Origin of the sequence: Pseudodesulfovibrio nedwellii (assembly GCF_027923765.1) — a bacterium.
In the GTDB taxonomy this organism is placed as follows: domain Bacteria; phylum Desulfobacterota; class Desulfovibrionia; order Desulfovibrionales; family Desulfovibrionaceae; genus Pseudodesulfovibrio; species Pseudodesulfovibrio nedwellii.
This window is the reverse complement of record NZ_AP026709.1, coordinates 466681-478424: the sequence shown is the minus strand read 5'-3', so window position 1 is coordinate 478424 and position 11744 is coordinate 466681. Positions and strand designations below refer to the sequence as shown.

General features: G+C 48.2%; 12 protein-coding genes. 8 read left to right on the top strand and 4 right to left on the bottom strand.

Annotation, left to right across the window (positions count from 1 at the left end; all coding sequences use genetic code 11):
* Positions 1-5: 5 nt before the first annotated feature.
* Entirely contained in the window at positions 6-506 is a 501-nt protein-coding gene (locus tag SYK_RS02300; protein ID WP_281762008.1) for a chemotaxis protein CheW, read from the bottom strand.
* Between the two features lie 326 nt (positions 507-832).
* On the opposite strand from SYK_RS02300, the gene SYK_RS02295 reads away from it, so the two are divergent.
* Positions 833-1048: a hypothetical protein gene (locus SYK_RS02295; RefSeq protein WP_281762007.1), complete on the top strand. Its 216-nt coding sequence runs from the start codon at positions 833-835 to the stop codon at positions 1046-1048.
* 89 nt (positions 1049-1137) lie between these two features.
* Here the strand turns inward: SYK_RS02295 and SYK_RS02290 are convergent, their stop codons facing one another.
* Positions 1138-2475 (bottom strand): UDP-glucose dehydrogenase family protein, encoded by a 1338-nt coding sequence (locus SYK_RS02290; protein WP_281762006.1) that lies wholly within the window; start codon positions 2473-2475, stop codon positions 1138-1140.
* 180 nt (positions 2476-2655) lie between these two features.
* On the opposite strand from SYK_RS02290, the gene SYK_RS02285 reads away from it, so the two are divergent.
* Genes SYK_RS02285 through cimA form a run of 7 tightly spaced genes read left to right on the top strand, consistent with a single transcriptional unit; the run spans position 2656 to position 9132 of the window.
* Positions 2656-3381, top strand: coding sequence for a pyridoxine 5'-phosphate synthase (locus SYK_RS02285; protein WP_281762005.1), 726 nt, complete (start codon positions 2656-2658; stop codon positions 3379-3381).
* A gap of 2 nt (positions 3382-3383) precedes the next feature.
* Complete coding sequence (gene acpS / locus SYK_RS02280) at positions 3384-3758, top strand: holo-ACP synthase (RefSeq protein ID WP_281762004.1); 375 nt, start codon at positions 3384-3386, stop codon at positions 3756-3758.
* A gap of 27 nt (positions 3759-3785) precedes the next feature.
* A complete protein-coding gene (locus tag SYK_RS02275; protein WP_281762003.1) occupies positions 3786-5336 on the top strand; it encodes an NAD(P)H-hydrate dehydratase in 1551 nt (516 codons plus the stop codon).
* Positions 5330-5779: a CBS domain-containing protein gene (locus SYK_RS02270; protein ID WP_281762002.1), complete on the top strand. Its 450-nt coding sequence runs from the start codon at positions 5330-5332 to the stop codon at positions 5777-5779. Before SYK_RS02275 ends, SYK_RS02270 begins: the two co-directional genes overlap by 7 nt.
* Positions 5780-5792: 13 nt before the next feature.
* On the top strand, positions 5793-6278 hold the full coding sequence (gene tsaE, locus SYK_RS02265; protein WP_281762001.1) for a tRNA (adenosine(37)-N6)-threonylcarbamoyltransferase complex ATPase subunit type 1 TsaE: 486 nt from the start codon (positions 5793-5795) through the stop codon (positions 6276-6278).
* Positions 6279-6297: 19 nt separating this feature from the next.
* Entirely contained in the window at positions 6298-7527 is a 1230-nt protein-coding gene (locus SYK_RS02260; protein WP_281762000.1) for an aspartate kinase, read from the top strand.
* A gap of 3 nt (positions 7528-7530) precedes the next feature.
* Positions 7531-9132, top strand: a complete 1602-nt coding sequence (cimA, locus tag SYK_RS02255; RefSeq protein ID WP_281761999.1) for a citramalate synthase — start codon at positions 7531-7533, stop codon at positions 9130-9132.
* A 68-nt stretch (positions 9133-9200) separates the two neighbouring features.
* On the opposite strand, the gene SYK_RS02250 is transcribed toward cimA, so the two are convergent.
* Positions 9201-10460: an EAL and HDOD domain-containing protein gene (locus SYK_RS02250; protein WP_281761998.1), complete on the bottom strand. Its 1260-nt coding sequence runs from the start codon at positions 10458-10460 to the stop codon at positions 9201-9203.
* Between the two features lie 226 nt (positions 10461-10686).
* On the bottom strand, positions 10687-11670 hold the full coding sequence (gene gap, locus SYK_RS02245) for a type I glyceraldehyde-3-phosphate dehydrogenase (protein WP_281761997.1): 984 nt from the start codon (positions 11668-11670) through the stop codon (positions 10687-10689).
* Between the last annotated feature and the right edge of the window lie 74 nt (positions 11671-11744).

The window sequence follows — 11744 nt, the reverse complement described above, 5'->3', positions numbered from 1 at the left end:
AAGCGTTAAACGTTGCCCAACGCTTCCTTCTCCTCATTATCAAGCAAAGAATCCAAATCCAGCAGTATGAGGAGTCTGTCATCAAGCTTGCCCACGCCGTCAATATAATCGGAATCCATACCAGCAACCATAGGCGGCGGCGGCTGAACCGAATTGGCGGGGATTCGCAAAACCTCGGAGACAGCATCAACTACAAATCCTACGATTATCATATCAATTTCGATGACAATGATACGGGTATATTTATCGTGCTCTTTGGACTGAAGCCCAAAACGGCGTCGCATATCCACAATGGGAATAACTTTGCCACGCAAATTAATAACCCCTTCAACAAACTCAGGCGCACGCGGAACATTGGTGATCTCCATTGTGCGGATGATTTCCTGCACCTGAAGGATATTGACGCCGAATTCCTCTTCACCGATGCTAAACGTCACCAGTTGAGTCAATTCCTGATCGGCTTCGACTCCCTTGACATCGCCAAATTCTTCAATTTCAAGGCTCATGACAACTCCATCATCAATAGCTCAGTCAATATATTGTATATCACAATTTTCAGTCTTTGAATCTGTCAACAGCACCGTTTTTTGTCAATCAGAATCTCCATACCTGCGAAATATTTGACAAGACAGGCTCTCTCCATCGCATCCTGCTGCAATCATTAAAACAGCATCTTTTTTTATCAATAAATAAAGTCTGTTAAATCATTTATAATATCCTGCGAGTCAAAGTCTTATTGACGATAAAATAAGAAACGACTAACGTAAGTTCCGCGCTGCACCTATTTGTTTGATTTTTTTGACTTTTTACAAACAGGATGGACCTTTCGCCTATGGGCCAATACGCAAATTTCAGTGACCAACATACCCTTGAGGAACAGGTCAAGAATCTGGCTGACGAAGAACTGCTCGACTTCTGGGAAGAAACTCAACAGCTTGCAAAAATGCTGGATCAGGAAGAACAAGCCGATTTTGAATACAACCCTGAATATGAACGCGTCATATTACAAGAATTGCAATACCGAACCTGCTTCAAGAGCCAATTTTAGCAGTACAGGGTACAAAAGAACTCCCCGCCTCGATTGAGACGGGGAGTTCTTTTTGGCGTTACAAAAACACCCCAGAAAACAACAAAACATTATTTCACCGGCATTCTGCCAATGCTGAAATACGCAAAACCAGCCTGCCCCATGCGTTCAGGCTGATAAAGATTCCGGCCATCAAAAACAAGAGGTGCCTTCATGGCACTCTTAATACGCTCGAAATCAGGATCCCTGAACTGATTCCAATCAGTTACCACTGCCAGCGCATCTGCACCATCCAGCACATCATATTCGTCATCCATGATTTCCAACCCTTCAAGATGACCAACTTCTTCACGAGCACGCTCGTTAGCCACAGGATCAAAAGCACGCACCGTCATACCAAGAGCAGTCAGGTCCTTGATAACTTCAATGGCGGAAGCTTCACGGATATCATCGGTGTTGGCTTTGAAGGCGATACCCCAAACAGCCAGACGACGTCCCTTTACTCCGCCCTGCGGTTCAAAGTATTCCTTGATCTTGTCGGCAAGGACATGCTTCTGCTTATTATTAACCTCATCCACCGATCGAATGAGCTTGGCATCATAGCCATTTTCTGCAGCAGTACCAATAAGCGCTTTGACATCCTTGGGGAAACAAGAACCACCGTAGCCAACGCCAGGATAAATAAAGCTGTACCCGATACGGCTATCGGAACCGATACCCGCACGCACTTCTGAGACATCGGCTCCAACACGTTCACAAATATTGGCTACTTCGTTGATGAAAGAAATCTTCGTGGCAAGCATGCAGTTGGCAGCATACTTGGTCATCTCGGCTGAGCGCACACCCATGACAATAAGTTTTTCGCGACTGCGAGCAAAAGGACCATACAAATTTTGCAATGCCTTTGCGGAATTTTCATCTTCAGTACCGACGATCACACGATCCGGCTTCATGAAGTCATTGACGGCATCACCCTCTTTCAGAAACTCGGGGTTGGAAACCACGTCGAAGTCAATGGACTCACCGCGCTTTTCCAATTCGCCTGAAATAATGCCACGTACGCGATCAGCAGTACCGACAGGAACCGTGGACTTGTCCACGACAATTTTCGGACTCGTCATACGCTGGCCAATTTCACGAGCCACTGCGTCGACGTAAGAAAGATCACAGGAACCATCGTCGCCACACGGCGTACCAACAGTGATAAAAACAACTTCCGCTTCAGCCAAACCTTCACCAAGGTCAGTCGTGAAAGTCAGGCGGCCCTGTTCCGTGTTGCGTTTGACAAAATCTTCAAGACCCGGTTCGTAGATATGGACCTGACCATTTCTCAAGGTCTCGACAACCTTGGGGTTGACGTCCACACAATAAATATTGTTACCCATTTCGGCAAAGCAGGCTGCGGAAACAAGGCCCACATACCCAGTGCCAACGATGCATACGTTCATAGCAATACAGCTCCCAATGGTATTTCAAATCAATAACAGGCCAAGGCGATACCCTCAGGCCCGTTTTCATGTCAATAGAATCATAAATTGATAACCGATTGTCTCAACTATTGCCATTCAAATCAAGAAGGCTTAATATTTGAGGATATCACTTTATTGCAATGCTCGGAGGAAATAATAATGCCGGTACTCGTTGTCAACGTTGATCATGTGGCTACTCTGCGTCAGGCCAGAATGGGCATAGAGCCAGAACCAGTCACCGCCGCCTATATGGCTGAAATGGCGGGAGCGACTGGAATCATTGTCCATCTTCGCGAAGATCGTCGCCACATTCAAGACAGAGATGTAGAACTTATTAAACAGACATGTAACACTCGTTTGCATCTAGAAATGGCTGCCACAAAAGAAATGCAATCCATTGCCTTGAATATAGAACCTGAAATGGTCTGTATGGTGCCTGAAAAACGACAGGAATTAACCACAGAAGGCGGATTAAACTGCATTGGTCGAGAAGATGAATTGCGAGATTTTCTTGCCCCAATTCACGCCAAGGGCATCCGTTCCAGCCTGTTTATCGACGCCGACCCCAAGCAGATTCAAGCGGCGCAGGCCACTGGTGCAGAATATATTGAAATCCACACCGGCCACTATGCGGACGCCAAAGAAATTGATGCGCGCAACGATGAATTGGAAAAGATTCTCAAAGGTGTTGCCCTGGCCACTGACATCGGCCTCAAGGTCAATCTGGGTCACGGCCTCAATTATCGAAATATCCTAAACTTCAAAGATGTTCCCGGCATCACGGAATACTCCATCGGACATTCCATCATGGCCCGCGCCATTTTCATAGGCCTTGATCAAGCCGTGCGCGACATGGCTAACCTTGTCAGGACCTTTGCGGACTAACCATGATCAAAGGCATCGGCATAGACCTCGCTGAACTGGACCGCATTGAAGAACTGTGGGACCGGTACGGTATGAAATTCGCTCACCGGATTTTGACAGACCGCGAGACCGAACAATTACCCAAGATTCATCCAACCAAACGTCTGGCCGCGTTGTTTGCCGGCAAGGAGGCAGCAGTCAAGGCGTTGGGAACAGGATTTGCCCAGGGCATTCATTTCAAATGCATTGAAATACTCCACGCGCCAAGCGGCAAACCGGAAATCTCTTTTTTGCATAACGGTCTTGAAGAATGCAAAAGACAGGGTATCACCGCCGCACACATATCCTTGACTCATTCCCGTGACACCGCTGGTGCCACCGTGATATTGGAAGGCTAGATTCATATAACTAACTTGGGAGATTGCATGCTGTTGCCCCTTCCGACTCCGGCCGAAATGGTCATCTGGGACCGGGAAACCATTGATTCCATTGGCATCCCCGGCATCACACTCATGGAATCCGCCAGCCACGAAGCCGTCAACGTTATAATTGAAGAATACGGATCCGTGGATGGAGCGGATATTTCTTGCTTTGTCGGCTCCGGCAACAACGGCGGAGACGGATTGGCAATCGCGCGTCACCTGACGGACCTTGGTGCGAACATAACTGTTTTTCACACCAAACCAAAAAAGAAATATCGGGGTGAAACTCGCACCAATCTCTTGTGGGCTCAAAAACTCGACATTCCACTCAAACATCTTGCCACAACTGATGTAAACGGCCTCCCACAGCCAGATATCATTATCGACTCGCTACTGGGTACCGGCTTTTCCGGTGATCTCCGACACGATTACCTTGCGTTGATTAAGACCATAAATAGACTTGGTGAACGGGCGTTTGTTCTGGCCGTAGACATTCCTTCTGGATTGAACGGTTTAACCGGTATGCCCCAGCCCGAAGCTGTCATGGCGGATGCAACAGCCACATTCGAAGCTCCAAAGCTCGGACTCGTCATGCCCGAAGCAGAAAATTTCGTTGGCACCATTCACGTCTGCCCCATCGGCATACCGTTGAAAATACAGAATGAATATGGTGTTGATCATCATCTCATCACCGGGGAAATCATGAACCTGATTCCCCAAACCGCTCCGACCATGCACAAAGGCAAGGCTGGACACGTCTTGATCGTCGGAGGCAGTCAGGGACTGACTGGCGCACCTCACCTAGCTGCTCTGGGAGCACTACGGAGCGGTGCCGGATTGGTAACCATAGCCTGTCCCGCTGGATTATCGGATTCCGTTAAATGCGGAAGACCAGATATCATGACCTTACCTTTAAACTCAGACTCGATATGGGAACAGGGAATGGCGAACCCCCTGCTTAAAGAATTAACTAGATTCGACACCGTCGTTCTCGGACCGGGCATAGGGAGAACGCTCGAAACACAGGCGTTTATCAATGCATTCATCAAAGGATGCACACGCCCTCTTGTTCTGGATGCCGATGCACTATTCACAATAGCGCAATCCTCGGAATTACTCGACGCGCTCCCGGAACAAACCGTACTGACGCCTCACCCCGGCGAAATGGCCCGATTACTCAAAACTCAATCGGCAGCCATCCAGGCAGACAGATTGCAGGCAGTACGCTCTTTTTCCAAAATTTCTGACGCCACATTGGTCCTGAAAGGAGCCGGAACAGTGGTATCCGATAGTGACTTGACCTGTCTCAGTCCGTTTTCTGAACCCAATCTGGCCGTAGGCGGATCAGGTGACGTCCTTTCAGGTGTTATCGGTTCGCTCATGGCTCAAAACATACCCCCAATGCAGGCGGCCTGTCTCGGTGTGTATTGGCACGGTCTGGCCGGCAACGCCTTAAATGAAGAATTTCCCCTGCGCGGCAACCTCCCTTCCGAGATCGCGCATATGTTGCCTGTTGTGGCAACACCAACTAACGAGGAGTACTCACCATGCTGACAGCCAAAGACATCATGACCACGGAATGCATCACTCTGACCCCTGACACCGAAATAGCCACAGCAGCCAAAGCCTTGTTGGAAAACAAAATCAACGGCGCCCCCGTCGTAGAAGACGGTGCGGTTGTTGGTGTACTCTGCCAGGCCGACCTTGTGGCACAACAAAAAAAGATAACCCTGCCCTCCTTCTTCACGCTACTCGACGGAGTTTTTCCGCTTTCCTCTCATGAAGAACTGGAACGAGAAATGACAAAAATTTCAGCAACCAAAGTCGCTGAAGCCATGACGCCGGCTCCCACATTCATCTCCCCTGAGACAACTATCGAAGATATTGCCACTATGATGGCCAACGAAAAGCTCTATACCCTGCCGGTCATCGAAAACGAAAAACTCGTTGGCGTTGTCGGCAAAGAAGACGTCCTTAAAACACTCTTGAAGGCATAGCTTGGGAATTTACATGGATGTAGAAATCTACCTCCCAGACACGGAAGCGACCCTTGATTTGGGCATATTTTTGGCAAATGCCATAAAAAAAGTCCCCAATCCCCCCTCATTACTCTTGCAAGGCGACCTCGGTTCAGGCAAAACCACGGTGGTCAGAGGATTCGTGGAATCCCTGCCTGGCTCGGAAATGGCGGAAGTTTCCAGCCCGAGTTTCAATATTTTCAATCTGTACCCCACGACACCGCCCGTGGCGCACTTTGATTTGTACAGATTGGAAGGAATGCCTCCGGATGACTCCCTGTTTGAACAGTTGGAAGACCCGGAAACCATCACGATCATTGAATGGATTCAATTCCTTGACCGTGAACTCTGGCCCGAAGAGGCTCTATTTTTCCAATGGTCCCCTTCAAAAACCGGACGAAATCTAAAACTCCGTGCAATGGGTGAAACGGCATCAAAAATAGTCAAAGCCGTGGCACAGAAAAGAGAACAGCAATAGAGACAAAGCAGAACGCATTATGAACATCGTCGTACAGAAATTTGGCGGCACTTCGGTCCGCAACCTTGAATGCCAACGTCAGGTCATGCAAAAAGTCCTTCGCCCTTATCGTGAAGGGAATAAAGTCATCGTGGTTCTCTCGGCCATGTCCGGTGAAACCAACAGACTCCTCGACCTCGCTAAAGAATGGACAGACACTCCCGACCCGGCAGAAGTAGATTCCCTCGTCTCGACCGGCGAACAGGTCTCAAGCGCACTCTTTGCAATGCTACTCAAGCAACAGGGCGTCAAATGCCGCTCTGTCTTAGGCTTCCAGGCTCCTGTCAAAACCAACGGAGCCCATGGAAAAGCCCGCATCGTGGATATTGATGAGCAAAAACTCAAAGCGATGCTCCAAGAGTATGACATATTGGTCATGGCTGGCTTTCAGGGATGTGATGACGATATGCGCATCACCACTCTCGGTCGAGGCGGCTCCGACACCTCAGCTGTGGCTCTGGCTGCCGCCATTGATGCTGATGTTTGCGAAATTTACACCGATGTTCCGGGTGTATTCACTACTGACCCGAACATGTGCACGGATGCACGGAAAATCGATAAGATTGCCTATGATGAAATGTTGGAAATGGCCAGCATGGGCGCCAAAGTACTCCAGATCCGTTCCGTTGAATTTGCCAAAAAATATAATGTAACAGTTCATGTCCGCTCCACTTTTTCCGATGAGCCGGGCACTATAGTCACTCAGGAGGATGAAATCATGGAATCCGTTCTCGTTTCCGGAATCGCATACGACAAGGATCAGGCTCAGATCACGCTGGTACACGTTCAGGATAACCCCGGTGTGTCCGCACAAATTTTCTCCCCCTTGGCCGAACAAAAAATTCTTGTTGATATGATTGTCCAGAATCCGAGTAAAGACGGCTTGACCGACATGACTTTCACCGTTCCACGTTCAGATGTGGATGCAACCCTCAAGACTCTCTCCAAACTCCAATATGAAATAGGTTACGAAGAGCTAACACATAACCTTAACGTCTCAAAAATCTCGATTATCGGCGTCGGCATGCGAAATCACTCTGGAGTCGCCTCACGGGCATTCCAAGCGCTTGCCGATGAGAACGTAAACATCCTGATGATCAGCACATCCGAGATCAAGGTCACCTGCCTGATCGACGATAAGTACACCGAACTGGCCGTACGCACACTCCATAAAGCCTTCAGCTTGGAGGAAGGCAAACACATAGAGTAACCAATGAGACACGTAACTATTTATGACACGACTTTACGCGATGGAGCACAAGCAGAGGAACTGAATTTCACTTCTCAAGACAAGGTCCGCATTGCCCACAAGCTGGACGACTTGGGAATACATTATATAGAGGGAGGCTGGCCCGGAGCCAACCCAACTGATCAAAAATTCTTTGAAAAAATCAAAGGACATACCTTTACAAATGCCAAATTGACGGCATTTGGTTCGACGCATTTCGCCAAGACTACTCCAGAAAATGACCCCAACCTCGCAGGCTTATTGGCCGCAAACACGTCGGTCATAACCATTTTCGGAAAATCCTGGGACCTACATGCAACAACTGCGCTTGGTATTCCTCTGGAACGCAACCTTGAATTGATCTCCAACAGCGTCCGCTATCTCAATGAACGGGTGGACGAGGTTATCTTTGATGCCGAGCACTTCTTTGACGGCTTCAAACACAACCCGGAATATGCAATTCAGGCCATTCAGGCCGCTCACGAAGCCGGAGCTGCACGACTCATCCTGTGTGACACCAACGGTGGCTCTCTTCCATCCCAAATAGCTAAAGCCATGGAGGCCGTCCAAAAGGCCCTGCCTGAAGCCCAACTAGGCATCCATGCCCACAATGACTCGGAAGTCGCCGTTGCCAACTCCCTTGAAGCTGTCCGGCTCGGCGCGACACAAGTTCAGGGAACCATCAATGGCTATGGAGAACGGTGCGGTAATGCGAACCTCTGCTCTGTCATCCCCAACCTTGAACTCAAAATGGATATCAAAACAATCGGGCAAAGCAACCTGCCAAAGCTCTTGAACACATCCCACTTCGTCAGTGAGACCGGAAACCTGCGCCCCTTCATGCGCCAACCTTTTGTTGGTGCCTCAGCCTTTGCCCATAAAGGCGGCATCCATGTGTCCGCTATCCTCAAGGATTCCAGAACCTACGAACATATTCCGCCAAAATCAGTTGGTAACGAACAACGCGTTTTGCTTTCGGATCAGGCGGGTAAATCCAATATCCTGTTCAAAGCCAAAGAGCTTGGTTACGACCTTGGCAAAAACGACCCCACCGTGGACAAGCTACTCAAGGAACTCAAACAACGTGAAAGCATGGGCTACGAATATTCCGTGGCTGATGCTTCCTTTGAGTTAATCTTGCAGGAAGCCTTGGGCAAGCCGCTCAACTACTTCCATTTCCAAAACTTCTTCGTGGTTGACGCTAAACGCGAAGAAGATCCCGAACCTTTCACCGAGGCAACTGTCATCATTGAAGTTAAAGGGCAACAGGAACACACCGCTGCCACCGGCATGGGACCGGTTAACGCCCTTGACCGTGCCTTACGCAAAGGCCTTGAACGTTTCTACCCCGAACTAAGTGCCATCCGTCTGCTTGACTTCAAAGTACGCGTCTTATCCGGTGCTGTCCGCGATACTGGCGGCACGGCATCTTTTGTTCGAGTACTGGTGGAGACTGGCGACCAAACTGACCGCTGGACCACCATGGGTGTTTCCCACAATATTATCGAAGCAAGTTGGCAAGCCGTCGTCGACGCCATTAATTACAAGCTTTTCAAAGATGACTCTCGGCGTTCAAAAAAATCCTGACCAGCCCTAACAATACAATAAAAAAAAGCCGGGAAGCATCTGCTTCCCGGCTTTTTTTTATAAATCTATTAATTTTGCATTTCACTTAACTGTTGTGATGTCCATGTTGCGGCCTTCATATATTCCGTTGCCATCGCAGCACAATTCACATCATATCGCTTCAAAATCTTACTGGCAACAGCGCAATTACCGGCTTCCACCGCTTCCATCATACGAATAAGCCCTCGATACTCGTTCGCTGCCCCGCATAGGCCTGCCATGATTTCTTTATCCAAAGGAATATTTTCAAGAGCCTTTTCCATAGGAAACGACAACAAGGCATCCAACTTGGAAAATAAGCCTAACATAAACATGGATTCAGATGGCTGACTGACTCCATTGCTCATCTCTGTAAACCGAGAAAGGAAACGAGCCCTATGCAAAGCCGTGTATGCCACTTCCTCGCCTTTGGGTGTTGAGTCTATGTCGGTCATAACGACAACAGTCGCCCAATGCTTGAGTTCTTTCAAACCAAGTAATGCGACAGCCTGCTGTATGGATTTTATCTGCGTCCTAAAACCAAAAGAAGCGGAGTTAATGTACTGAAGGATACGATAACTCAAAGAAATATCAGAAGCTATTATCGAAGCCAAATCTTCCATCCCACAATCAGGATTATTCAACTCTCCCAACAACTGTAGCTTGGCAACAGAAGTCGATTGCAGACCTTCCGCCTCTTTGAGCTCGGGAACCCCAAAAAAAGAACCCTGAAAATATTTGAAACCCAAGGCACGAGCACCTTCATACGTTTCCCAATCATCAATGTTGGCAGCCAATAGCTTTCCCTGAAAACCCTTGAATTTTTTACGAAGTGCAACAATTTCAGCGGGCCTTTTGTCTGCCATCGACACTTTGACGATGTCACACTTCTCGAGAAGAGACTCAAGAACATCTCCTTCGACATCATAGTCAACAGCGAGCGAGCCCCCGCCATCACCTATGGCCTCCGCAAGATGCGAACATTGCGCGTCATTCACGGCCTTGCCACTCATGGTGACAATACAATTATCCAAATTTTCCGGAAGCACCGAGCGGTCAATAGGGCTTTCCCCTGTTATCGAAAGGAAGAACTTCTTCCCTATAGGGCACCCCGTACCACACGTTGACATAGAAACCACTTGCTCAGCGACCAATTCGACATCACTACCATCATGCTCGACACCCTCACGAGCCATAACGTCATTCACAACAAATCTGTATCCCCAAACAGATTTATCTCGATCAAATATCGGCTGTTTCACAACAAGCAATTGTTTTTGTTCCTGAGCGACCGTGGGATCACCACTCATCTCACTATCTCCCGTCATTTTTTTCACTTAAAGAGAACAGCAAACCAATCGTATTTCTCCTCACATAAGAACAACTAAACATAAACTTAACACAATTTATAATATAAGAAAGCCCTATTATTTTACCTTAATAGATATTATTCCTCTTTACGTTCTCATTGACCTCCCCAAAAAAAGACCGTTCGACTCAAAGCCGAACGGTCTCTATTTCTGTAACGTGATGAGCTTACAACATTCCAGCAACCTTTTTGGTCAAACGCAAAAGCTGATTAGTAAAACCGGCTTCGTTATCATACCAAATGATCAGCTTAAGCTGAGTCCCACCCATAACACGGGTAAGCTGAGAATCGACGACACCACCAAATGTTGATCCCATGAAGTCCACGGAAACCAAGGGTTCATCTGTATACCCCATGGATTCATTGGATGCAGCCTTGAGAGCTGCGTTAACTTCTTCAACTGTCGTTTCTTTTTTCAATTCGCAAACAAGATCCACCAAAGAAACGTTCGGCGTAGGTACACGAATGGCCATACCGTCCAGAACACCGTTGAGCTCGGGAATAACCAAACCAACGGCCTTGGCTGCACCGGTCGTGGTCGGCACCATGTTCACCGCACAGGCACGAGCACGACGCAGATCCTTATGAGAACCATCCAGCACACGCTGGCTCATGGTGTAGGAATGTACCGTGTTCATAATGCCGTGCTTGATACCAAACAGGTCATTGATCACCTTGGCGACAGGGGCCAGGCAGTTAGTCGTACAGGATGCGTTGGAAATAATATTATGTTCGGGCTTGAGAACCTCGTCATTGACGCTCATGACGACGGTGACATCGGGATCCTGACCAGGTGCGGAAATAATGACTTTTTTGGCACCACAATCCAACATCTTCTGGCAGTTTTCACGATCACGGAACTTACCGGTAGACTCCACCACAATATCGCAACCGAGGTCACCCCAAGTCCATTCTCCGGGAGCATTACGCGTCACAGTAACGGGTTTTCCGCAAACCATGAGCCCATCAGCCGTGGGTTCCACATCGAGAAAACGGCCATGCACTGAATCATATTTGAGCAGATGGGCCAGGTCCTCATTGGAAGCACGAGCATTGACGGCTACCAATTCCAAATCATTCTCTTCCGCCAACAGACGAGCGAGATACCGTCCAATCCGTCCAAATCCATTCAAACCAATCTTCGTTGCCATGCCAGATTCCTCCTGTGGATATACAATTGTTCAATCCTGATAATCTTAAAAGTAATTAACAATACTTATACAAT